Source organism: Pseudomonas sp. TE31087, assembly GCF_057284075.1.
This window is the reverse complement of sequence record NZ_JBXVNN010000001.1, coordinates 2,994,102-3,017,870: the sequence shown is the minus strand read 5'-3', so window position 1 is coordinate 3,017,870 and position 23,769 is coordinate 2,994,102. Positions and strand designations below refer to the sequence as shown.

Genomic DNA, 23,769 nt, shown 5'->3' with positions numbered 1-23,769 from the left:
CAGGCGCCTTTGCCTGTACTCATCAGTGTGAGGCCCCTGTCGACCGCCGTTGGTCGTTGGGGCTGTTGTGCATTGGGTGAAGCAGGGAGTGTGCCAGGCTCGCTTTCATCGCGGGCAAGCCCGCTCCCACAAGGGTTACAGCTCTGGGTATGAGCTGGCCAGGTGGTGCGGCCGCACAAGCAGGGTGCAGCCCTCACCACCGTGGTGCATCAATACACATCCCGCCGGTAGCGCTTGTCCCGCCCCAACCCTTCGACATACGCCGCTGCCGCGGCCTCGTCCAGGCCGCCGTGCTGCGCCACCACCTGGCGCAAGGCCGCATCCACATCCCGGGCCATGCGCTGGGCATCGCCACAGACATACACATGCGCGCCGTCCTGCAGCCAGCGCCACAGCTCGGCGCCCTGTTCCAGCAGGCGTTGCTGCACATAGATCTTCTGCGGCTGGTCGCGGGAGAACGCGGTGCTCAGGCGCACATGGCCCTGTGCTTCCCAAGCCAGCAACTGCTCGCGATAGTAGAAGTCGTGCTCCTCGTGCTGCTCGCCGAAGAACAGCCAGTTGCGGCCAGACGCAGCGCGTTCCCTGCGTTCTTCGAGAAACGCCCGGAAGGGCGCGATGCCAGTGCCGGGGCCGATCATTATGATGGGCGTGCCGTCGTCGTCGGGCAGGCGGAAGTGTCTGGATGGTTGGGCAAAGATGGCCACTTCGACGTCCGCAGCACGGTCGGCGAGAAAGGCCGAGCAGACCCCCTTGCGTTCACCGTAGCGCACTGTGGACACCGTCAGGTGCACCTGCCCGGGATGCGCCTTGGGGCTTGAGCTGATCGAGTACAGCCGCGGTTGCAAGGGCTTGAGCAAGGTCAGCCAACGGCTCAGTGGCCATTGCCGGGGAAACTCGCGCAATACATCGGCCAGTTGCCGGCCCCATAGCCAGTCCTTGAGCGCGGTCTTGCACTCAGGCTGCAACAACTGTTGCAGAGAGGGTGCGTTTTCGCTGAGCGCTTCGAGCTGTCGTGGCGTGACACGGGTAATGTCCAGCTGCCGCTCAAGCGCCAGGCTCAGGGGCATCGGTTTCTGGCCTTCAAGCTCGACCACGGCCTGGCCATCGAGCTGCATCAGGCCAAGCAGTTCCTCGACCAGCGCCGGGCAGTTGCGTGGCCACACGCCCAGCGCATCACCGGGCTGGTAGTCCAGGCCGCTACCCGCGAGATCGAATACCAGTTGGCGGGTCTCCTTGGTCGAGCCGGGGCCATTGAGCAGGCGGTTCTGCACCAGGCGCGCAGGCCATGGCTGGTGCCTGCCGTGAGATTCGGCGGTTGCTGGTGCCGATGTAGCGAAGGTGTTTGTGCCGAGGGCCGCCAGCAGGGCCTCGAGCCACGCACTGAATGCGGCATCGAAATCCGGCTCGCAGTCGACCCGCTCCAGCAGACGCTGGCCGCCCAGTTCCGCCAGGCGCTGGTCGAGCTTGCGACCGAAGCCGCAGAACTGGTCGTAGCTGGAGTCGCCCAGGGCCAGTACCGCATAGGGCAGCTTGACGCAATCGACGTCGCCCGCGCCCTGCAGGGCCTGCCAGAACGAGGCGCCACTGTCCGGGGCGTCGCCGTCGCCGAAGGTGCTGGCAATCAGCAGTACGCTGGCGCAGCCGCGCAGTTGCGCCGGGCTGACACCTTCCATGCTGCTGAGCTCCACCGTCAGCCCCGCTTCGCGCAGGCGTTTCGCGCAGCGCTCGGCCAGCGCCTCGCCGTTGCCGGTCTGCGAAGCCCACAGCACGCGATGGCAAGGTAATCCCGCCTGTGCCTGAGGCTGGGCGAACAGCCCCGCCAGCAGACCATCGACGAACAGGCGTCGGGTCGGCGCCAGCGGTGCGTTAGCCGGCAGGCTTGGCACGCCTTCGGCCCGCGCCTGTTGCAGGCCGAGCAGGAAACCTTGCAGGTAATGCCGCTCCTCCTCGGCAAGCACCGGGGCAGGCTGTGTCTCCAGGCCCAGCAGGCGGGCGAGGGTGGCGGTCGGCATGGTGACGGGCTCCGAAGGAATGGCGACGTTCAGGTCGAGGGCCTCGATGCGTTCGCCCGCGACCCGTTCGAGGGTCACGGCGCAGTACTTGAAGGCCGGTTGCAGCGAGGTGGGGTCGACGGCGTCGCTGGTCAGCGCGTTGATCGCCAACTGCTCGCCGTACAGGTCATTCCAGTGGAACGGCGCGAAGCAGCCACCAGGCAGCACCCGGTCGCTGAGGCGGGCCGGCAGCAACGCCTGGCCACGGCGTGAACGGATTGCCACCTGGTCCTTGTCGCGGATGCCCAGGCGCCGGGCATCGTCGGGGTGGATCTCGACAAAGGGGCCGGGCTCGAGCCGGTTCAGGCTCGGGACCTTGCCGGTCTTGGTCAGGGTGTGCCACTGGTGTTGCACGCGGCCGGTGTTGAGGACAAAGGGGTAGGCGTCGTCCGGCAGCTCGGCGGGCGCCAGCCAGGGCCGCGCATGAAAACGCGCCTTGCCGCTGACGGTCGGAAAGGCCAGTGCCGCTGGCTGGCCGTGTTCGTCGTTGCGATAGCGCAGCGGGCTGCGGTCATCCTCGCGCCCCGGCGCGCAGGGCCACTGCCGGGGGCTGGCGCGCAGTCCGGCATAGTCGATGCCGCGCAGGTCGTAGCCGGTGTCCGGGTTATGGAAGTGGCGGATCTCATCGAACACCGCCTCGGCGTCGGGGTAGTCGAAGGCATGCGCGTAGCCCAGGGCACAAGCGATGCGCGCGATCAGGCGCCAGTCTTCCAGGCTTTCGCCGGGTGGCTCGACGGCGCGGGGCATCAGGGTCAGGTTGCGCTCGCTGTTGATCATCACCCCTTCACCCTCGGCCCACAGCGCCGCCGGCAGGAGAATGTCGGCGTAGCGGTTGGTCTCGGTGTCGAGGAAGGCGTCCTGGCTGATCACCAGTTGCGCCTGGTTCAGGCCGTCGATCACCTGCTGGCGGTTGGCGACGCTGGCCACCGGGTTGCTGCAGATGATCCAGCAGGCCTTCACCTCGCCGCTCTTGAGCTGTTCGAACAGCGCCACGGTGCCTTCGCCGCCCTCGCTGCGCAACGTGCCGGGCGCCAGCTGCCATTGCCGCTCGACGAAGGCGCGGTGCGCCGCCACCTGTGCCGAGCGTTGGCCCGGCAGGCCCGGCCCCATGTAGCCCATCTCGCGGCCGCCCATTGCGTTGGGCTGGCCGGTCAGCGAGAACGGCCCGCTGCCGGGGCGGCAGATGGCGCCGGTGGCCAGGTGCAGGTTGCACAGGGCATTGCTGTGCCAGGTACCGTGGATGCTCTGGTTCAGGCCCATGGTCCAGCAGCTCATCCATTCGTCGGCCTCGCCGATCAGGCGGGCGGCTGCGCGGATGTCGGCCTCGTCCAACCCGGTGATGGCCGCGACCCGCTCCGGGGTGTAGTCCGCAAGAAACGCCGGCAGGTCCTCCCAGCCCTCGGTATGGCGGGCGATGAAATCCGCGTCGGTGTGGCCGTTGGCATGCAGCAGATAGAGAAGGCCATTGAGCAACGCCAGGTCGGTGCCCGGACGCAGTTGCAGGAACAGGTCGGCCTTGTCGGCGGTGGCGCTGCGTCGGGGGTCGACGACGATCAGCCTGGCCCCGGCCTTGAGCCGGTCCAGCAGGCGCAGGAACAGGATCGGGTGGCAGTCGGCCATGTTCGCGCCGATCACCAGGAACACCTCGGCACGCTCGAAATCCTGGTAGCTGCCCGGCGGTCCGTCGGCGCCCAGCGACTGTTTGTAGCCGCTGCCGGCACTGGCCATGCACAGCCGTGAGTTGGACTCGATATGGCGGGTGCCGATGAAGCCCTTGGCCAGTTTGTTGGCCAGGTACTGGGCTTCCAGCGACATCTGCCCGGACACGTACAAGGCCACGGCATCCGCGCCATGGATGTCGATGATCGCGCGCAACCGCGCGGCGGTTTCGCTGATGGCCGTGTCCAGGCTGCGGCGCGCCGGCTGCTGGTTGCGCTGGTCGCGCACGAAGGCGTGGGCCATGCGCCCGGTCTGCAGCGGCACATGGGCACTCTGGCCCTTGGTGCACAGGCGGCCGAAGTTGCTCGGGTGCTGCTTGTCGCCACTGACCTTGACCACCTTGCCATCGCTCACGTGCATGACGATGCCGCAGCCGACCCCGCAATACGGGCACACACTGCGCACTTGGCTGTCGCTCATCGGCAATCTCCTGCTGATGAAACGACAAAGGCGCCGGCTGCCCGGCCTGCAAATGGCAAGCGGGGCAACACGGCGCCTTCGTCGTGATGGGAGGGGACCATCGGCGTTGATGGTCTCGATGCCATATGGGGCAGCAAATCCCGGGCCATGTCATCGCGGGGCAAGCCCGCTCCCACGCCCCGCAGGTGAGCACGCGTGGGCGCGGGCTTGCCCCGCGATGGGCGTGCACCGATACGGGGAGCCACGCACCAGCGGATGGCACATGCAATTGGATGAGTATATGATTCACATACGTTTCATATATGCGAGTAACTGCACCATGGGCATCGTCAAGATCTCCGACGACCTCCACGAAGACCTGCGCGTGGCCAGCGCCGCGCTGTCGCGTTCGATCAACGCCCAGGCCGAGCACTGGATCCGCATCGGCATGCTGGCCGAGCTGCACCCGCAAGCGACCTACCAGGAACTGCTGCGCCAGTTGCTGCGCCAGGAACAGGCCAACCTCAAGGAGTTGCTGCAATGAGCAAGGTCATCCTCAAGGACGCCGCCGAGCTCAAGCTGATGCGCAACGCCGGCCAACTGCTCGCCCGGGTGTTCGCCGACCTCGACGGTTTCATTCGCCCCGGGGTGACCACGATGCAGATCAACGACCGCGCCGAGGCCTTCATCGTCGAAACCCTCAAGGCCCGGCCGGCGAGCAAGGGCCAATACGGTTTCCCCTATTCGCTGAACACCTCGGTGGACCATGTGGTCTGCCATGGCATGCCCAAGGTCGACGAGGTGCTCAAGGAAGGCTCGATCGTCAACGTCGACATCACCCTGGAGCAGGGCGGCTACATTGCCGACTCGTCGAAGATGTACTGCATCGGCCAGATCGGCGACGAGGCCAGGCGCCTGGTCGACACCACATATGCCGCCTTGTGGAAGGGCATCGAGCAGGTGCGCCCCGGCGCGACGCTCGGCGATATTGGCCATGCCATCCAGGCCCACGCCGAGGCCGCCGGCTACAGCGTGGTGCGCGAGTACTGCGGGCACGGCATCGGCCGGCAGATGCACGAGGCGCCGGAGGTGCTGCACTACGGCCAGCGCGGCCTGGGCATGCCGCTGCAAGCGGGGATGGTGTTCACCATCGAGCCGATGATCAACCAGGGCGGGCGCGGCACGCGCGGGTTGCGCGATGGCTGGACGGTGATCACCCGCGACCACAGCCTGTCGGCGCAGTGGGAACACACGGTGGCGGTGACCGAGAGCGGATTCGAGGTGCTGACGCTGCGAGAGGAAGAGCAGCGGGTTGTATGAAATTCTTCCGGCAACACGCCTTTGAACCGTCAATACTGGCCATTGGCTTCAAGCGCCGAGGATGAACAACCTTTCACCCAGGAACTTCCTGCGCGCAACCCGCTCTTATGCCGGTAGCCATTGGTCGCGGCCGCCTGCTAAGCTCGCGGCTTTACCCTGATTGCCCTCATGGCGCATGAACAAGGAAATTACATGAAACAGCATCGTTTGGCGGCCGCGGTTGCCCTGGTAGGCCTGGTCCTCGCGGGCTGCGACGCCCAGACCAGCAGCGTCGAGCTGAAGACTCCGGCACAGAAGGCCTCCTACGGTATCGGCCTGAACATGGGCAAGAGCCTGGCCCAGGAAGGCATGGACGACCTGGACTCGAAAGCCGTCGCCCAGGGCATCGAGGACGCGGTAGGCAAGAAAGAGCAGCGCATCAAGGACGAAGAGCTGGTCGAAGCCTTCACCGCCTTGCAGAAGCGCGCCGAAGAACGCCTGGCCAAGGCCAGCGAGGAAGCTGCCGCCGCCGGCAAGAAATTCCTTGAGGAAAACGCCAAGAAGCCTGGCGTGATCACCACCGCTTCGGGCCTGCAGTATGAAGTGGTCAAGAAGGCCGACGGCCCGCAACCCAAGCCGACCGACGTGGTCACCGTCCACTACGAAGGCAAGCTGACCGACGGCAAGGTCTTCGACAGCTCCGTCGAGCGCGGCAGCCCGATCGACCTGCCGGTCAGCGGCGTGATCCCGGGCTGGGTCGAAGGTCTGCAACTGATGCACGTCGGCGAGAAGTACAAGCTGTACATCCCGGCTGAGCTGGCCTATGGCGCCCAGAGCCCGAGCCCGCTGATCCCGGCCAACTCGGTCCTGGTCTTCGACCTGGAACTGATTGCCATCAAGGATCCGGCCAAGGCCGACCAGGCACCGGCCAAGTAATACCCGGCCCGTTGCAAGAAGACGCCCCGTTTCGACGGGGCGTCGTCGTTTTCAGTCCGGCTTGACGCGAACCGTCGGCGTCATTCACTGTCGCAAGCAGTAGCCGCGCAGACACGGGTGCCGGTGTCGCAAAACGTTTGCGCGATTGAAACGGTTGTGTAAAAAACGCCCGATTCGTACCTGGCCCTTGCCCGGCGGGCACCACGCGGCGCCAATGTCGCCCTGTTCACAAGGTTATCCACAATAAATGTGGATAACCCCTGCTCCTCTGGAGGTCCCATGAGCGCACCCTGGAATTTCGCCCGCTTCCTGCCCTTGGCCGAGCGCCTGCTCAGTCGTGGCCGGCTGCCGGCCCTGTTGTTCGCGGTGGCCCGCAAGGGGCCGAAGCTGGGCCAATTACGCGAGGACCTGCGCCTGATGCAGGCGCTGTGCCTGGCCTGGTGGCGTGGCGAGTACCGCGCCGTCAGCCCCAGGGCGCTGGTGACCATCGTTGCCGGGCTGCTGTATTTCGTAAGCCCCCTGGACGCCATCCCCGACTGGTTGCTGGGTGTCGGCCTGCTCGATGACATCGCCGTGCTGGGCTGGGTGCTCAAGACCGTGGCCGATGAGCTGGGCCGTTTCAAGGCCTGGCGCGATGCCCAGTCGCCGGAACGGCTGCGGGTGGTCGAGCGCCTGCCTGATACTCCCGAGGCCCTGCGCCTTGAGCGTCCTGGCAGCTGATTCCGCACAGACCCCCGAGGTTGGTAATATAATTGGCATAAGGGTTATGCCTACGGATTACATGCCGTAATCCAACGTCAAGGGGGTTGTATGGGTATTCAGGTCATCAGCCGGGACGGTCAGCCCGAGTACGCAGTGGTTCCCTGGGAGCAATATCAGAAGTTGCTGGCGGCCGCAGGCCAGGCGCCGGCCGTAGCTCCCGACTCAGTCAGTCACAACGAGAGCACTCAACCGAGCGCCAGCCAGTCCTCCCTGGACCAGCTGGCGTCCTTGCGTCAGGCCAAGGGCCTGGCCCCGGAGCAACTGGCACGCAGTGTCGGCATCAGCCCGGCCTACCTGGCGATGATCGAGTCCGGGGAGCGCCGCCCGGACGCTGCGATCCTGCGCAGCCTGGCCTGGCACCTGGGCGTGGCCGGCTGGAGCGAGCCGTCATGAGCCAGGTCAGGATCAGCCGTCAGCAGTGGCAGAGCCTGCTGACCGAGCTCGACCTGGCCCGCCGTCAACGCCACCTGCTCACCTACCGTGCGCTGCTCGAGCGTCTGCAATTGCCCAGCCCGGCCATGCAGACCCTGACGGCGGCCCTCGAGTACCTGGCGACGCTCGACGCCCGCGCCGAGCAGCCGCTGCGCAGCTCGCTGGTGATCAGCCAGGGGGCCAGTCGCCTGCCACGCACCGGGTTCTTCGAGTGCGTCGAGCGCCTGGGGCGGTTTTCCGGGCCGGTGGATGGCATGGAAGCGGCATCCTGGCATGCCTCGGAAGTGGTACGGGTGTTCGAGTATCGCTACCCGGAAGAAGCCTGAAATCGGGGCTGTAGGCTGGATTGTGGGAGCCGGCTTGCCGGCGAAAGGACCGCATAGCGGTCCCCTGGTTTAACTCAGCACAGTCGTATCGATCAGGCTCAGGCCTGAGCCACCGCCATCCTTGGCCTGGCGCTTGGCCTGGGAGGCGAGTTCGGCCAGTTGACCGGCATCCAGCCCGTCGCTGCTGTCGGGCTCCAGCCAGACCACGCCGATCGACAGTGACAGCAAGGCGAACGTCTCCCGCTGCCCCTGACGGTTGTGGGCGATGAAGCAGCCGGCCTCCAGGTGTTCGCTACGGTAGAAGCGCCGGCATTGCCGGCCAAAAGCTTCCAGCAGCAATTGCAGGCGCTCGCGCCAGTCCGTCGAACCCAGCACCAGCATGAAGTCGTCGCCGCCGATATGGCCGACGAAATCCCGGCTCGGATCGACGCAATCGTTCAGGCACTGGGCCAGGCACAACAGCACTTCATCGCCTCGGGCGTAGCCATAGATATCGTTGAAGGGCTTGAAACTGTCGATGTCCACGTAACACACAGCCGCCTTGCGCCGCTGCAACAGCAGGCGTGCCAGGCACTGCTGGATCGGCACGTTGCCCGGCAGCAGGGTGAGCGGATTGGCGTGCCTTGCCTGCTGGATCTTCTGCTCGGTGATCAGCTTGAGCACGTCGATCACCCGCCCAAGCCCCAGGTAACGCCCATTCTGGGTGATGATGAAGTCTTCCTCGATACGCTGGCGCGCACGGCTGGTAAGCAGGCGGCTGACCTGCTGCAGCGACTGGCCGCGCTCGACGGCGAGAAAATCCTGGCTCATCAGGCGGCTGATCGGCTTGCGCGCGAACAGGTCGGTGCCGAAAGGCTGGAGCAGGACGTCGGCGAGCGAGTGGCGGTGGACGATGCCACAGGGGCGACCTTGCTCGTCCAGCACGGCGAGGGAGTTGAGGTTGGCCTGTCGACGGAAAGCGTCGAGCACCTGCTGCGTGGCGGTGTCGAGGGTGACCGAGGGTTGCTGGATAAGCAGGGCGCTGAGGTCGCGGCTGTCCTCGCACAGCGCAACGCCCGAGCCTGTCACTGGGGGCGGCAGGCCGAGGCTGTCGCCTGCTGGAAACTCCTGAGGGCGGCCGAGCAGGTAGCCCTGGACCAGGGTCACCCCCATGTCGCCCAGCACTGCCAGCTCCTCGGCCAGTTCGATGCCCTCGGCGATCACCTGGGCGCGGGAGGCACGGGCGATCTGCAGGATGGAGCCGACGAACTCGCGCTTGAGCGGGTCCTGGTGGATGCCATCGATGAAATGACGGTCGATCTTCACATAGTCCGGGCGCAGCTCCGACCACAGGCGCAGGCTCGAGTAACCGGCGCCCAGGTCGTCCAGGGCAATGGAGAAACCCATGTCGCGGTAGTGGTGCAGGGCGTTGTACAGCAGCTGGAAGTCTTCGGTAGGCGTCTGCTCGGTCAGCTCGATGACTACTCGGCTGGGTGCCAGGCCGACCTGTTCGAGCATTTTCAGGGTGCGCCCGGACGGGTAGTCGGGCTCGACCAGGGACTCGGGCGAGACGTTGAGGAACAACAGGCCCGGAAGGTTCAGCTCGCTGAAACGGCGGCAGGCGGTTTCACGGCACAGCACCTCCAGTTCGGCGAGGCGGCCGGCCTGGCGGGCGATGGCGAAGAGGTTCAGCGGCGAGTGCAGTGGGCTGTTGGACGGGCCGCGGCTCAGGGCCTCATAGCCGAGGATACGCCTTTCAGAGAGGCAGACGATGGGTTGGAACAGACAGTGGACGCTGCGTTGAGCCAGGATGGCGCTCAATGCGCTGAGCTGTTCGGTGACGGTCATGGACTGCTTCCTGAAGTGAAAAAGGCCGGACGCTTGCACGTCCGGCCCTTACATTTCACGACAGTCCGGTGACTGTTTGATGACAGGTCACATTATTTCGCCATCATTTCAGTGCTTGGCCACCGACGTGCTGAGGCCCAGATAGTCGAGCAGGATGCGACCGGTCTCGGACAGGTAGGCATCGTCCTCTGGCTTGGTGTCGTCCGGCTCGGCAGGCAGGGCGTCCTCGTCTTCCTTTTTAAGTTCCTTGAGCGGCTCTTCACCCTTGGCCTTGCGGCGGATGTTCTCCAGTGCCAGCTGCTTGGCCTCGATCTCGTCGTGGCGGGCGCGACGCTGTTGCTCGTTGAGGCTGACGGTCTTCTCGTTCATCAGCTTCTGGGTCAGCGCCAGGCGGTCGCGAATGTAGACGAACTCGGCGTCCTTGTCGCTGCGCGCCTCATGCTGCGCCTTGAGCTGGGCCAGGAACGGCTTGAACGGATCGAAGGCCGGCTTGACCACCGGGCGGATGGTGTCCCACGGCATGGCCTCAGGCAGCGCGCTTTCGCCGATTTCCTTGGTGTCGATGATCGACGGATAGGCGATGTCCGGCAGCACGCCCTGGTGCTGGGTGCTCTGCCCGGAAACCCGGTAGAACTTGGCCAGGGTCAGCTTGAGCTCACCATGGTTGAGTGGCTGGATAGTCTGCACGGTACCCTTGCCGAAGGTCTGGCCGCCGATGATCAGCGCGCGGTGGTAGTCCTGCATGGCACCGGCGAAGATCTCCGAGGCCGAGGCCGACAGGCGGTTTACCAGCAGCGCCAGCGGGCCTTTGTAGAAGGCGCCCGGGTTCTCGTCCTCGAGCACGTCGACACGGCCGTCGGCGTTGCGCACCAGTACGGTCGGGCCCTTCTCGATGAACAGGCTGGTCAGCTCGGTGGCTTCCTGCAGCGAGCCGCCACCGTTGTTGCGCAGGTCGATGACCACGCCGTCGACTTTTTCCTTCTGCAGCTCGGTGAGCAGCTTTTTCACGTCGCGGGTGGTGCTCTTGTAGTCCGGATCGCCTGCGCGATAGGCCTTGAAGTCCAGGTAGAAGGCCGGGATTTCGATGATCCCCAGCTTGTAGTCACGCCCGTCCTGCTTGAGCTTGAGCACCGACTTCTTCGCCGCCTGCTCCTCGAGCTTGACCGCTTCGCGGGTGATCGAGACGATCTTGCTGGTCTGGTCGTTCGGCGCGTTGCTGGCCGGAATGACCTCCAGGCGCACCACCGAGCCTTTCGGGCCGCGGATCAGCTTGACCACCTCGTCCAGGCGCCAGCCGACCACGTCGACCATTTCCTTGTTGCCCTGGGCCACGCCGATGATCTTGTCTGCCGGGGCGACCTGCTTGGTCTTGGCGGCAGGGCCTGCCGGCACCAGGCGCACGATCTTGACCTGGTCGTTGTCGCTCTGCAGCACCGCGCCGATGCCTTCGAGCGACAGGCTCATGTTGATGTCGAAGTTCTCGGCGTTGTCCGGCGACAGGTAGTTGGTGTGCGGGTCGTAGGACTGGGCAAAGGTGTTGATGTAGGCCTGGAAGATATCTTCCGCACGGGTCTGGTCCAGGCGCGCCAGCTGGTTCTTGTAACGCTTGATCAGGGTTTCCTGGATCTGCTTGAGCTCCTTGCCGGAGATCTTCTGGCGCAGCACCTCGTCTTTCACGCGCTTGCGCCACAGGTCGTCGAGCTCGGCCTGGTTCTTCATCCAGGGCGCGTCCTTGCGGTCGACCAGCAGGTCTTCCTTGGCGCTGAAGTCGATCTTGTCGACGCCCTTGTTCAGCTCGCCCAGGGCATAGTCCAGGCGCTGCTTCACGCGGTCCAGGTAGCGCTTGTAGATGGTGAAGCCGGGTTCGAGGTTGCCGCTTTTGAGGAAGTCGTCGAACTGGGTCTTCCACTTGTCGAATTCGGCGATGTCGGCCGCGGTGAAGTAGCTGCGCGACGGGTCGAGCAGCTTGATGTAGCTGTCGTAGATGATGACCGAACGGGCGTCGTCGAGCGGCGGCTTGCTGTAGTGGTGGCGCTTGAGCAGCTCGACGATGTTGAGGCTGGCCACGACCTCGTCGCGGTCCGGCTGCAGGCTGTCCCACTTGTTGGCGGCGGCCGCATTGCCACCGAGCGTGAGGCTGCCCAGGCCGATCATGAGGGCGAGGGCGGTGCTGGGGAGGAAATGCTTCATGCTGATTCGACGTGGAGGCAATTGATCACGCATAGTAGGCCGTCTTTTCCGTTCGCCGGTTCCATCGGAGCCGGACGCATACTGCAAAAAGCCTGGGACGTGCTTATCCCAGGCTCAGTCATATGATTCAACTATGGAGGCACTGTGAAGGCATTGCAAGGCGTTGACGGACATGTGGCGTGGGTCGAGGCCGAGCGCCCGGCCTGCGATGCCGGGCAGGTGCGCATCCGAGTGGCCGCCGCCGGGCTGAACCGCGCCGACTTGCTGCAGCGGGCCGGACTGTACCCGCCACCGCCTGGCGCCAGTCCATATATGGGCCTGGAGTGCTCAGGGATCGTCGAGGAGGTCGGGGCTGGCGCCGATTGGCGCGTGGGCGACCGGGTCTGCGCGCTGCTGGCTGGCGGCGGCATGGCCGAGGAAGTCGTGGTCGACGCCCGGCACGTGCTGCCGGTGCCTGAAGGCCTGAGCCTGCACGAGGCAGCGGCGGTGCCCGAGGTGTATGCCACGGCCTGGCTGAACATCTTCCAGCTGGGCGCGTTGAAAGCCGGCGAGAAGGTGCTGGTGCATGCCGGTGCCAGTGGTGTGGGCTCCGCGGCCATCCAGTTGTGCAAGGCGTTCGGCAACCCGGTGTGGGTCAGTGTCGGTTCGCCGGAGCGCCTGGCCTATTGTCAGTCCCTCGGCGCCGCCGGCGGCGTGGTGCGCAATGACAACCTCGACGATCTGGAGCAGCTCGGGCCGTTCGACGTGATCCTCGACCCGGTGGGCGCCAGCTATGGCCCGCTCAACCTCAAGCTGTTGGCCCGTGACGGGCGCTGGGTGATCATTGGCCTGATGGGCGGGCGCAAGGTCGAGCTGGACCTGGGGCTGGTGCTGGGCAAGCGCCTGGAAATCACCGGTTCGACCTTGCGCAACCGCGATGATGTATTCAAGGCAGAGTTGTTGCGCGAGCTGCGTCAGCAGGTGTGGCCGCTGTTCGCCGAGGGGCGCCTGTCGCCACAGCTGGTCGACACCTACCCGGTGGCGTTCGCCGAGGCCGCCTACGCGGAGCTGGCGAGCAACCAGGTGTCCGGCAAGCTGGTGCTGGTGATCGACCCTACACTTGTGTGATCTGGCGCATGCCCCTGTAGGAGCGGCCTTGTGCCGCGAAAGGGCTGCGAAGCAGCCCCGGCGGTTGATGCGTCAATCGATCAACCCTGGGGCCGCTTCGCGACCCTTTCGCGGCACAAGGCCGTTCCTACAGGGATCGCGCAGACTGCCTACGGCACCAGGATGGTGTCCCGGGCCTCGGGCAGCATCCCCGGGTAGTCCAGGGTGTAGTGCAGGCCCCGGCTTTCCTTGCGCTGCATGGCCGAGCGGATCATCAGCTCGGCCACCTGCGCCAGGTTGCGCAGTTCGATCAGGTCGCGGCTGACCTTGTAGTTGCTGTAGAACTCGTCGATCTCGTCCAGCAGCATGCGCACCCGGTGCTCGGCGCGCTGCAGGCGCTTGCTGGTGCGCACGATGCCGACATAGTCCCACATGAACCGCCGCAGCTCGTCCCAGTTGTGGGCGATGATCACGTCCTCGTCCGAGTCGGTCACCTGGCTTGCGTCCCAGCAGGGCAGGGCGCGGGGCATGGCCACCTGCTCCAGGCGCGCCTCGATGTCGGCGGCGGCGGCGCGACCATAGACGAAACATTCGAGCAGCGAGTTGCTGGCCATGCGGTTGGCGCCGTGCAGGCCGGTGAAGCTGGTCTCGCCGATGGCGTACAGGCCGGGCACGTCGGTGTGGCCGTGCTCGTCGATCATCACCCCGCCACAGGTGTAGTGGGCCGCAGGCACCACCGGGATCGGCTGGCGGGTGATGTCGATGCCGAAGGTCAGGCAGCGCTCGTAGACCGTCGGGAAGTGGCTGGTGATGAAATCGGCCGGCTTGTGGCTGATGTCCAGGTAGACGCAGTCCACCCCCAGGCGCTTCATCTCGTGGTCGATGGCGCGGGCGACGATGTCTCGTGGCGCCAGCTCCTCGCGCGGATCGAAGCGCGGCATGAAGCGCTCGCCGTTGGGCAGGCGCAGCAGGGCACCCTCGCCGCGCAGGGCCTCGGTGATCAGGAAACTCTTTGCCTGTGGGTGGTACAGGCAGGTCGGGTGGAACTGGTTGAACTCCAGGTTCGCCACCCGGCAACCGGCGCGCCAGGCCATGGCGATGCCGTCGCCGCAGGCGCCGTCGGGGTTGCTGGTATACAGGTAGACCTTGGCCGCGCCGCCGGTGGCCAGTACGGTGAAGCGCGCGCCGAAGGTGTCCACCTCGCCGCTGTTGCGGTCCAGCACGTAGGCGCCCAGGCAGCGGTCGCCGTCCAGGCCCAGGCGGCGCTCGGTGATCAGGTCGACGGCCACGCGTTGTTCGAGCAGTTCGATGTTCGCGCGTTGCCGAGCCTGTTCCAACAGGGTGGTGAAGATCGCGGCGCCCGTGGCATCGGCGGCATGGATGATGCGCCGGTGGCTGTGGCCGCCCTCGCGGGTCAGGTGGAATTCGAAGCCGCCGTCGTCGACGCTGTAGTGTTCGTCGCGGGTGAACGGCACGCCTTGCTCGATCAGCCACTGGATGGCCTCGCGGCTGTGCTCGACGGTGAAGCGCACGGCGTCCTCGTGGCACAGCCCACCACCGGCGTTGAGGGTGTCCTCGACATGGGACTGCACGGTGTCGGTGTCGTCGAGCACCGCGGCGACGCCGCCCTGGGCCCAGAAGGTCGAGCCGTTGGCCAGGTCGCCCTTGCTCAGCACGGCGATGCGCAGGTGGCGCGGAAGGTTCAGTGCCAGGCTGAGACCGGCGGCACCGCTGCCGATCACCAGGACATCATGTTGGAATTGTTGGCTCATGTCGGGACACTAGTAATCTTTGGAAGGGGCACGGCACAATAGTCGAGCGCAGATGGCACTGTGAAACTATCGTGAAACCTGGCCGGGATGCCTTTATAGCAGCCCCGGGCGCCTGATTTCCAATGGCGCATACGGGTGGATGGCGATCTTTATGGGAACTTTCCGATACCCCTGGAAATCCTATGAAGGCTGCCCGTACGCCACAGATCGCCGCGGCGACGCAAGGCGGCAGCTCTATCTTGGGCTGGCACCTGCGTAATGAAACCAGATTATCGACGCAGCCGGCCGTGACCGCGCTGCGTCTTTCGTGCGAGCCGACCAAGGGCCGCAGGAAACTTGCTTGGAGGGGAGAACTTTTGCGCAAAGCCCGAGTCTATGGTTGCAAGCCTGAACGATGGCTGTTGCAGCGCTCCTTCGAGATCACTGAGGAGTGTTCATGCTAACCCAGGAAGAGGATCAGCAGCTTGTCGAGCGCGTGCAGCGTGGCGACAGGCGAGCTTTCGATCTGTTGGTGCTGAAGTATCAGCACAAGATTCTCGGGTTGATCGTGCGTTTTGTACACGACACCCATGAGGCGCAGGACGTGGCGCAGGAAGCCTTCATCAAGGCATACCGGGCGCTTGGGAATTTTCGCGGTGACAGTGCTTTTTATACCTGGCTGTACCGCATCGCCATCAACACGGCGAAGAACTACCTGGTGTCCCGCGGTAGACGGCCACCAGACAGCGATGTGAGCTCCGAGGATGCGGAGTTTTACGACGGCGATCATGGTCTCAAGGATCTCGAGTCCCCAGAGCGCGCGTTGTTGCGGGATGAAATCGAAGGCACTGTCCATCGCACCATCCAGCAACTGCCGGAAGACCTGCGTACAGCATTGACGCTGCGCGAGTTCGATGGACTGAGTTACGAGGACATTGCCAGCGTCATGCAATGTCCAGTGGGTACCGTGCGCTCTCGAATCTTCCGCGCTCGGGAGGCCATAGACAAAGCCCTGCAACCTTTGTTGCAGGAAACCTGAGACAGCGGCGACAGCCAAGAGAGGAACCGCCATGAGTCGTGAAGCTTTGCAGGAATCGCTGTCCGCGGTGATGGATAACGAAGCGGACGAACTGGAACTGCGTCGCGTGCTGAACGCCGTCGACGATGCCGAAACCCGTGCCACCTGGTCGCGTTACCAGGTTGCCCGCGCAGCCATGCACAAGGAGCTGCTGCTGCCCAAGCTGGACATCGCCTCGGCGGTTTCCGCGGCGCTGGCCGACGAGGCCGTGCCGGCCAAGGTCAAGCAGGGCCCGTGGCGCAGCATCGGCCGCCTGGCCGTGGCCGCTTCGGTGACCGTTGCCGTACTGGCCGGCGTGCGTTTCTACAACCAGGACGAGATCACTGGTGCCGAGCTGGCCGCCCAGCAGCCTGCCCAGCAGGGCCTGAGCATGCCACAGGCGCAAGGCCCAGCCGTATTGGCAGGCTATAGTGAAGGCAACGAGCAACCGACCGGGCCGATGGCCAACGGTGTGCTGCAGAACCAGGCCGGCTGGGATCAACGTCTGCCGGGTTACCTGCGCCAGCACGCCCAGGAGTCCGCGCTGAAGGGCAACGAGACCGCGCTGCCTTACGCCCGCGCCGCCAGCCTGGAAAACCGCTAAGTTAAGGAGGATCATGCGCGCGCTACCTCTCCTGTCGCTGCTGCTTGGCAGCAGCCTGACGGTGCAGGCCCTGGCCGCCAACTCCTCGCCCGAGGCGAGTGAGTGGCTGAACAAGCTGGCACGGGCCGAGCAGCAGCAGAGTTACCAGGGATCCTTCGTCTACGAACGCAACGGCAGCTTCTCATCCCACGATATCTGGCATCGCGTCCAGGACGGCAAGGTCAGCGAGCGGCTGCTGCAGCTCGACGGCTCGGCCCAGGAAATCGTGCGGGTCGATGGCAAGGTGCAGTGCGTCAGCGGCAACCTGGCCAGCAGCGTGGGCACACCGCCGGACAGCGCCCCGCGGGTGCTTGATCCCCTGAAACTGATGAGCTGGTACGACCTGAGCGTGGCAGGCAAATCACGCGTCGCCGGGCGCGACGCGGTGATTGTCGCGCTCACCCCGCGTGACCAGCATCGCTATGCCTTCGAATTGCACCTGGACCGCCGCACCGGCCTGCCCCTGCGCTCGTTGATGCTCAACGACAAGGGTCAGTTGCTCGAGCGCTTCCAGATGACCCGTCTGGACACCGACAATTTGCCGACCGATGCCGAACTGGGGGCCAGCGCGAGCTGCAAACCGGTCGAGCGCAAGGCTGCCGGCACCGCCGAAACCGTCGCCGGATGGCGTTCGGACTGGCTGCCGCCGGGCTTCGAGCTGGTCAACAGCTCGGTACGTCGCGATCCTGAACGCAAGAGCACCGTCAGCAGCCTCATGTATGACGACGGCCTCGCTCGTTTCTCGGTGTTCCTCGAGCCGATCGGCAACGATGCCGGTATCGATACCCGTGCCCAGCTCGGTCCCACCGTCGCGGTGTCGCGGCGCCTGACCACGCCCAAGGGCAAGGTAATGGTCACCGTGGTCGGCGAGATCCCGCTGGGGACCGCTGAACGTGTCGCCCTGTCGATGCGGGCCCAGGATGCCCAGGCGCGTCAATGACGGCGCGCCTTCTGACAGCTCTTGTTACACAGAGCTGACATGAAATTAAGGCATTGTCATTTGCAATCCTGCCGCAAATTTTCTATAGGTCAGGCTTCTCGGAGTCTGGCCTTTCCTGCGTCTGCGGGAACCTTACTGCTAACTACGCTCGTTGTGACGGGAGCCGTATGTCAATACCACGCTTGAAAACCTACCTATCGATGTTCGCCGCCGTGCTCATGCTCGGCCAGGTGCTCAGCGCCCAGGCCGAAGAGTCCCTGCCGGACTTCACCACCCTGGTCGAGCAGGCCTCGCCGGCGGTGGTCAACATCAGTACCAAGCAGAAACTGCCGGACCGCCGCGTCGCCGCCGGGCAGATGCCGGACCTCGAAGGCCTGCCGCCGATGTTCCGCGAGTTCTTCGAGCGCAACATGCCGCAGCAGCCGCGCTCGCCCCGTGGCGATCGCCAGCGCGAAGCGCAGTCGCTGGGCTCGGGCTTTATTATCTCCAGCGACGGCTATGTGCTGACCAACAACCACGTGGTGGCCGACGCCGACGAGATCATCGTCCGCCTGTCCGACCGCAGCGAACTGCAGGCCAAGCTGGTAGGCACCGACCCGCGCACCGATGTGGCCCTGCTCAAGGTCGAAGGCAAGAACCTGCCGATCGTCAAGCTGGGCGACTCGGAGAAGCTCAAGGTCGGTGAGTGGGTGCTGGCCATCGGCTCGCCGTTCGGCTTCGACCATTCGGTGACCAAAGGTATCGTCAGCGCCAAGGGCCGTACGCTGCCCAACGACACCTATGTACCGTTCATCCAGACTGACGTGGCCATCAACCCGGGCAACTCCGGTGGCCCGCTGTTCAACATGAAGGGCGAGGTGGTGGGCATCAACTCGCAGATCTTCACCCGTTCCGGCGGCTTCATGGGCCTGTCGTTCGCCATCCCGATCGACGTGGCGATCGATGTGTCGAACCAGCTGAAGAAAGATGGCAAGGTCAGCCGCGGCTGGCTGGGCGTGGTGATTCAGGAGGTCAACAAGGACCTCGCTGAGTCCTTCGGCCTGGACAAGCCGGCCGGCGCCCTGGTGGCCCAGGTCCTGGAAAACGGCCCGGCAGCCAAGGGCGGCCTGCAGGTGGGCGACGTGATCCTGAGCATGAATGGCCAGCCGATCGTCATGTCCGCCGACCTGCCGCACCTGGTCGGCAGCCTCAAGGACGGCGAGAAGGCCAAGCTGGAGATTATCCGCAACGGCAAGCGTCAGAATCTGGACGTCACCATCGGCGCGTTGCCTGAGGATGACGCCGACATCGGTCTGGGCGCCGGTGCCGATGGCAGCGCCGAGCGCAGCAGCAACCGTCTGGGCGTATCCGTGTCTGATCTGACCGCCGAGCAGAAGAAGTCGCTGGAACTCAAGGGCGGCGTGGTCATCAAGGAAGTCCAGGATGGTCCGGCGGCCATGATCGGCCTGCGCCCGGGTGATGTCATCAGCCACCTGAACAACCAGGCCATCGCCTCGGCCAAGCAGTTCACCGAGATCGCCAAGGAGCTGCCGAAGAACCGTTCGGTGTCCATGCGTGTGCTGCGTCAGGGGCGTGCCAGCTTCATCACCTTCAAGCTGGCTGAATAAGCGGGTTGAACGGTAGGGAAAGGGCAGCTTCGGCTGCCTTTTTTCATGAAATTTCACAATTCTCTGTAGGAGCGGCCTTGTGCCGCGATCGGGCGCGCAGCGGCCACAGAGCTGCTGCCACCGCTCGCAGGGTACAGCGCATGCTGGATATTGCGGCCGCTGCGCGCCCGATCGCGGCACAAGGCCGCTCCTACAGTGCGTAAGTGCACCCGATAGAGGAATCTCCCATATCCCTCCGGCTTGAGGTACAATTCCCGGCTATTTTTCGGCGGGCGTCCGGCTCGCAGCCTTTTCGAGTGTTGACCCGTGAGTGATTTGAGTCATATCCGCAATTTCTCCATCATCGCCCACATCGACCATGGCAAGTCGACGCTGGCCGACCGTTTCATCCAGATGTGCGGTGGCCTGACTGCGCGCGAAATGGAAGCTCAGGTTCTCGACTCCATGGATCTCGAGCGCGAGCGCGGTATCACCATCAAAGCCCACAGCGTCACGCTGCACTACAAGGCCCAGGATGGTAAGACCTACCAGCTGAACTTCATCGATACCCCCGGCCACGTCGACTTCACCTATGAAGTCTCGCGCTCGCTGGCGGCGTGCGAGGGTGCGCTGCTGGTGGTCGATGCCGGTCAAGGTGTCGAGGCCCAGTCCGTGGCCAACTGCTACACCGCCATCGAGCAGGGCCTGGAAGTCATGCCCGTGCTGAACAAGATGGACCTGCCCCAGGCCGACCCGGACCGCGTCAAGGACGAGATCGAGAAGATCATCGGCATCGACGCCACCGATGCCGTGGCCTGTAGCGCCAAGAGCGGCATGGGCGTCGACGAGGTGCTCGAGCGCCTGGTGCAGACCATCCCCGCGCCGGAGGGCGAGATCGATGCGCCGCTGCAGGCACTGATCATCGACTCCTGGTTCGACAACTACCTGGGCGTGGTCTCGCTGGTGCGCGTGCGCCAGGGCCGCGTCAAGAAGGGCGACAAGATCCTGGTCAAGTCCACCGGCAAGGTGCACCTGGTCGACAGCGTCGGCGTGTTCACCCCGAAACACACCCAGACTGCCGATCTGAAAGCCGGTGAAGTGGGCTTCATCATCGCCAGCATCAAGGACATTCACGGCGCGCCGGTGGGCGACACCCTGACCCTGTCCAACACGCCTGAAGTCGAAGTGCTGCCAGGCTTCAAGAAGATCCAGCCGCAGGTCTACGCCGGCCTGTTCCCGGTCAGTTCCGACGACTTCGAGGACTTCCGCGACGCCCTGCAGAAGCTGACCCTGAACGACTCGTCGTTGCAGTACATGCCGGAAAGCTCCGACGCCCTGGGCTTCGGCTTCCGTTGCGGCTTCCTCGGCATGCTGCACATGGAGATCATCCAGGAGCGCCTGGAGCGCGAATACGACCTGGACCTGATCACCACCGCGCCGAGCGTGATCTACGAGCTGGAGCTCAAGACCGGCGAGACCATCACCGTCGACAACCCATCGAAGCTGCCGGACGTCTCGGCGGTCAACGACTTCCGTGAGCCGATCGTCACCGCGACCATCCTGGTGCCACAGGAGCACCTGGGCAACGTCATCACCCTGTGCATCGAGAAGCGTGGCGTGCAGCGCGACATGCAGTTCCTCGGCAGCCAGGTGCAGGTGCGCTACGACCTGCCGATGAACGAAGTGGTGCTGGACTTCTTCGACCGCCTGAAGTCGACCAGCCGCGGTTACGCCTCGCTGGACTACCATTTCGACCGTTACCAGTCGGCCAACCTGGTCAAGCTGGACGTGTTGATCAACGGCGACAAGGTCGATGCCCTGGCCCTGATCGTGCACCGCGACAATGCCGCCTACAAAGGCCGCGCATTGACCGAAAAGATGAAGGAACTGATCCCTCGGCAGATGTTCGATGTGGCGATCCAGGCAGCCATTGGCGGCCAGATCATCGCGCGGACAACCGTCAAGGCGCTCAGAAAGAACGTACTGGCCAAGTGCTACGGCGGTGACGTCAGCCGTAAGAAGAAGCTGCTGGAGAAGCAGAAGGCTGGTAAGAAACGCATGAAGCAGGTGGGTAACGTGGAGATTCCACAGGAAGCCTTCCTTGCCGTGCTCAGGTTGGATAGCTAGGTCCTATGTCGCTAAATTTCCCGCTGTTGCTCGTCATCGCCGTCGCCGTCTGCGGTCTGTTGGGTCTGATCGACCTGCTGTTCCTGGCCCCGCGCCGGCGGGCGGCGATCGCCAACTACCAGGGCAGCGTCAGCCAGCCCGAAATGGCCGTGGTCGAACGCCTGAACAAGGAGCCCTTGCTGGTCGAGTACGGCAAGTCGTTCTTCCCGGTGCTGTTCATCGTGCTGGTGCTGCGTTCGTTCCTGGTCGAGCCGTTCCAGATCCCGTCGGGGTCGATGAAGCCGACGCTGGAAGTGGGCGACTTCATCCTGGTGAACAAGTTCTCCTACGGCATTCGCCTGCCGGTGATCGACAAGAAGGTCATCGAGGTGGGCGATCCGCAGCGCGGGGATGTGATGGTGTTCCGCTACCCAAGCGACCCCAACGTCAACTACATCAAGCGTGTGGTCGGACTGCCGGGCGACGTGGTGCGCTACACCAGCGACAAGCGACTGTTCGTCAACGGCCAGTCGATCGCCGAGCAACTGGTCGGCAGCGAGCCGGGTACCCTGGGCAGCGCCGAGCTGTACAAGGAAAAGCTCGGTGAAGCCGAGCACCTGATCCGCAAGGAAATGACCCGCTACCGCATGCCGCCGGACCAGCAATGGACCGTGCCGGCCGGTCATTACTTCATGATGGGCGACAACCGCGACAACTCCAACGACAGCCGCTTCTGGGATGACCCGAATATTCCCAAGGAGCTGCACGGCATGGTTCCTGACCGGAACATCGTCGGCAAGGCGTTCGCGGTGTGGATGAGCTGGCCGGAGCCGAAACTCAGCCACTTCCCGAACCTGTCGCGGGTCGGGCTGATCCATTGAGTAACGACGGCGCTGTCCACGGACAGCGCCGATTGCATTTCTGACATAGGCTGTGTTCTCAGGGAGCGAGAGCTTTCGCCGTTTCCGGCGACAGACCGCAGTCAAACCGTCTTTCAGGATGTTGATTTGAACAACGCGTTGAACATTGCACGGGTGGCCCCATGAGCGCTTCCCTGGCCCGCCTGGAGCGCAAGCTCGGCTACACCTTCAAGAACCAGGACCAGATGCTGCTGGCCCTGACCCATCGCAGCTATGCCGGGCGCAATAACGAGCGCCTGGAATTCCTTGGCGATGCCATCCTCAACTTCGTGGTCGGCGAGGCGCTGTTCGAGCGCTTCCCGCAGGCCCGCGAAGGCCAGCTGTCGCGCCTGCGTGCACGCCTGGTCAAGGGCGAGACCCTGGCCCGTCTGGCCCGTGGCTTCGACCTGGGCGAGTACCTGCGCCTGGGCTCGGGCGAACTCAAGAGCGGTGGCTTTCGTCGCGAGTCGATCCTCGCCGACGCCCTCGAGGCCCTGATCGGCGCCATCTACCAGGACGCCGACATGCAGACCGCCCGCGAGCGTATCCTGGCCTGGCTGACCGATGAGTTCGACGGGCTGACCCTGGTCGACACCAACAAGGACCCCAAGACCCGCCTGCAGGAGTTCCTGCAGTCGCGTGCCTGCGAGCTGCCACGCTACGAAGTGGTGGACATCCAGGGCGAACCGCACTGCCGGACCTTCTTCGTCGAATGCGAAGTGGTCCTGCTGAACAAGAAAAGCCGCGGCCAGGGCGTGAGCCGGCGTATCGCCGAGCAGGTCGCCGCTGCCGCCGCATTGATCGCCCTGGGCGTGGAGAATGGCAATGACTGAGAACACTTCGACCCGCTGCGGCTATGTCGCCATTGTCGGTCGCCCCAACGTGGGCAAGTCCACGCTGCTCAACCACATCCTCGGGCAGAAGCTGGCGATTACCTCGCGCAAGCCGCAGACCACCCGCCACAACATGCTCGGTATCAAGACCGAGGGTGACGTGCAGGCGATCTATGTCGATACCCCCGGCATGCACAAGGCCAACGACAAGGCGCTCAACCGCTACATGAACCGCAACGCCTCGGCGGCCCTCAAGGACGTCGACGTGGTGATCTTCGTGGTCGACCGTACCAAGTGGACCGACGAGGACCAGCTTGTGCTGGAGAGGGTGCAGTACGTCACCGGCCCGTTGATCATTGCGGTCAACAAGACCGACCGCATGGAAGAGAAGGCCGAGCTGATCCCGCATCTGCAATGGCTGCAGGAACAACTGCCGAACGCCGAAGTGATGCCGATCTCCGCGCAGCAGGGGCACAACCTCGAAGCGCTGGAAGCCCAGATCGCCAAGCACCTGCCGGAGAACGAACACTTCTTCCCGGAAGACCAGATCACCGACCGCAGCAGCCGCTTCCTCGCCGCCGAACTGGTGCGCGAGAAGATCATGCGCCAGCTCGGTGCGGAGCTTCCGTACCAGATCACCGTGGAGATCGAGGAGTTCAAGCAGCAGGGTCATGTGCTGCACATCCATGCGCTGATCCTGGTCGAGCGTGACGGGCAGAAGAAGATCATCATTGGCGACAAGGGCGAGCGTATCAAACGCATCGGCTCCGAGGCGCGCAAGGACATGGAAGTGCTGTTCGACTCCAAGGTCATGCTCAACCTGTGGGTGAAGGTCAAGGGCGGCTGGTCCGACGACGAGCGCGCCCTGCGTTCGCTGGGTTACGGCGACCTGTAAGCCTCAAACCCTGCTTTTGCTCCTGTGGGAGC

19 protein-coding genes are annotated in these 23,769 nt (G+C 64.5%); 15 read left to right on the top strand and 4 right to left on the bottom strand.

Annotated features, from left to right (window positions below):
- Positions 1-209 precede the first annotated feature (209 nt).
- The gene (locus ACZ899_RS13535; protein ID WP_234560655.1) at positions 210-4,190 is read right to left on the bottom strand and encodes a bifunctional nitrate reductase/sulfite reductase flavoprotein subunit alpha; all 3,981 of its coding nucleotides are present in this window, start codon (positions 4,188-4,190) and stop codon (positions 210-212) included.
- A gap of 319 nt (positions 4,191-4,509) precedes the next feature.
- Between ACZ899_RS13535 and ACZ899_RS13530 the strand changes: the two genes are divergently transcribed.
- The 6 genes from ACZ899_RS13530 (at position 4,510) to ACZ899_RS13505 (ending at position 7,924) form a co-directional block, all read left to right on the top strand.
- On the top strand, positions 4,510-4,713 hold the full coding sequence (locus tag ACZ899_RS13530) for a ParD-like family protein (protein WP_050703975.1): 204 nt from the start codon (positions 4,510-4,512) through the stop codon (positions 4,711-4,713).
- Positions 4,710-5,489 (top strand): type I methionyl aminopeptidase, encoded by a 780-nt coding sequence (gene map, locus ACZ899_RS13525; RefSeq protein ID WP_232855778.1) that lies wholly within the window; start codon positions 4,710-4,712, stop codon positions 5,487-5,489. The genes ACZ899_RS13530 and map overlap by 4 nt, the downstream gene beginning before the upstream one ends.
- Before the next feature lie 192 nt (positions 5,490-5,681).
- Positions 5,682-6,404 carry a BamJ family beta-barrel-assembly machinery protein gene (gene bamJ / locus ACZ899_RS13520; protein WP_050703977.1) on the top strand — a complete coding sequence of 241 codons (723 nt, stop codon included), beginning with the start codon at positions 5,682-5,684 and terminating at the stop codon, positions 6,402-6,404.
- A gap of 279 nt (positions 6,405-6,683) precedes the next feature.
- Entirely contained in the window at positions 6,684-7,124 is a 441-nt protein-coding gene (locus ACZ899_RS13515; RefSeq protein ID WP_050703978.1) for a YkvA family protein, read from the top strand.
- A gap of 90 nt (positions 7,125-7,214) precedes the next feature.
- Positions 7,215-7,559, top strand: coding sequence for a helix-turn-helix domain-containing protein (locus ACZ899_RS13510; RefSeq protein ID WP_203647798.1), 345 nt, complete (start codon positions 7,215-7,217; stop codon positions 7,557-7,559).
- A complete protein-coding gene (locus tag ACZ899_RS13505) occupies positions 7,556-7,924 on the top strand; it encodes a hypothetical protein (protein WP_050703980.1) in 369 nt (122 codons plus the stop codon). The genes ACZ899_RS13510 and ACZ899_RS13505 overlap by 4 nt, the downstream gene beginning before the upstream one ends.
- A 69-nt stretch (positions 7,925-7,993) precedes the next feature.
- On the opposite strand, the gene ACZ899_RS13500 is transcribed toward ACZ899_RS13505, so the two are convergent.
- Together ACZ899_RS13500 and ACZ899_RS13495 are read right to left on the bottom strand one after the other, a co-directional pair.
- On the bottom strand, positions 7,994-9,751 hold the full coding sequence (locus tag ACZ899_RS13500; protein WP_232855779.1) for a bifunctional diguanylate cyclase/phosphodiesterase: 1,758 nt from the start codon (positions 9,749-9,751) through the stop codon (positions 7,994-7,996).
- Positions 9,752-9,859: 108 nt separating this feature from the next.
- Positions 9,860-11,941 (bottom strand): carboxy terminal-processing peptidase, encoded by a 2,082-nt coding sequence (locus ACZ899_RS13495; protein WP_203647797.1) that lies wholly within the window; start codon positions 11,939-11,941, stop codon positions 9,860-9,862.
- Between the two features lie 144 nt (positions 11,942-12,085).
- Between ACZ899_RS13495 and ACZ899_RS13490 the strand changes: the two genes are divergently transcribed.
- The gene (locus ACZ899_RS13490) at positions 12,086-13,048 is read left to right on the top strand and encodes an NAD(P)H-quinone oxidoreductase (protein WP_234560654.1); all 963 of its coding nucleotides are present in this window, start codon (positions 12,086-12,088) and stop codon (positions 13,046-13,048) included.
- 149 nt (positions 13,049-13,197) lie between these two features.
- Here the strand turns inward: ACZ899_RS13490 and nadB are convergent, their stop codons facing one another.
- Positions 13,198-14,799 carry an L-aspartate oxidase gene (gene nadB, locus ACZ899_RS13485; protein ID WP_203647795.1) on the bottom strand — a complete coding sequence of 534 codons (1,602 nt, stop codon included), beginning with the start codon at positions 14,797-14,799 and terminating at the stop codon, positions 13,198-13,200.
- A 436-nt stretch (positions 14,800-15,235) separates the two neighbouring features.
- On the opposite strand from nadB, the gene rpoE reads away from it, so the two are divergent.
- The 8 genes from rpoE (at position 15,236) to era (ending at position 23,737) form a co-directional block, all read left to right on the top strand.
- A complete protein-coding gene (rpoE, locus tag ACZ899_RS13480; RefSeq protein WP_010220971.1) occupies positions 15,236-15,817 on the top strand; it encodes an RNA polymerase sigma factor RpoE/AlgU in 582 nt (193 codons plus the stop codon).
- A 31-nt stretch (positions 15,818-15,848) separates the two neighbouring features.
- On the top strand, positions 15,849-16,439 hold the full coding sequence (locus ACZ899_RS13475; RefSeq protein WP_203647794.1) for a sigma-E factor negative regulatory protein: 591 nt from the start codon (positions 15,849-15,851) through the stop codon (positions 16,437-16,439).
- A gap of 13 nt (positions 16,440-16,452) precedes the next feature.
- On the top strand, positions 16,453-17,418 hold the full coding sequence (locus ACZ899_RS13470) for a MucB/RseB C-terminal domain-containing protein (RefSeq protein ID WP_234560653.1): 966 nt from the start codon (positions 16,453-16,455) through the stop codon (positions 17,416-17,418).
- 200 nt (positions 17,419-17,618) lie between these two features.
- Positions 17,619-19,025: a DegQ family serine endoprotease gene (locus tag ACZ899_RS13465; RefSeq protein WP_442799908.1), complete on the top strand. Its 1,407-nt coding sequence runs from the start codon at positions 17,619-17,621 to the stop codon at positions 19,023-19,025.
- A 306-nt stretch (positions 19,026-19,331) separates the two neighbouring features.
- Positions 19,332-21,131, top strand: a complete 1,800-nt coding sequence (gene lepA / locus ACZ899_RS13460; RefSeq protein WP_110739522.1) for a translation elongation factor 4 — start codon at positions 19,332-19,334, stop codon at positions 21,129-21,131.
- A gap of 5 nt (positions 21,132-21,136) precedes the next feature.
- The gene (gene lepB / locus ACZ899_RS13455) at positions 21,137-21,991 is read left to right on the top strand and encodes a signal peptidase I (RefSeq protein ID WP_110739523.1); all 855 of its coding nucleotides are present in this window, start codon (positions 21,137-21,139) and stop codon (positions 21,989-21,991) included.
- Between the two features lie 161 nt (positions 21,992-22,152).
- A complete protein-coding gene (gene rnc / locus ACZ899_RS13450) occupies positions 22,153-22,842 on the top strand; it encodes a ribonuclease III (RefSeq protein ID WP_028690123.1) in 690 nt (229 codons plus the stop codon).
- On the top strand, positions 22,835-23,737 hold the full coding sequence (era, locus tag ACZ899_RS13445; RefSeq protein WP_028690122.1) for a GTPase Era: 903 nt from the start codon (positions 22,835-22,837) through the stop codon (positions 23,735-23,737). Before rnc ends, era begins: the two co-directional genes overlap by 8 nt.
- Positions 23,738-23,769 lie beyond the last annotated feature (32 nt).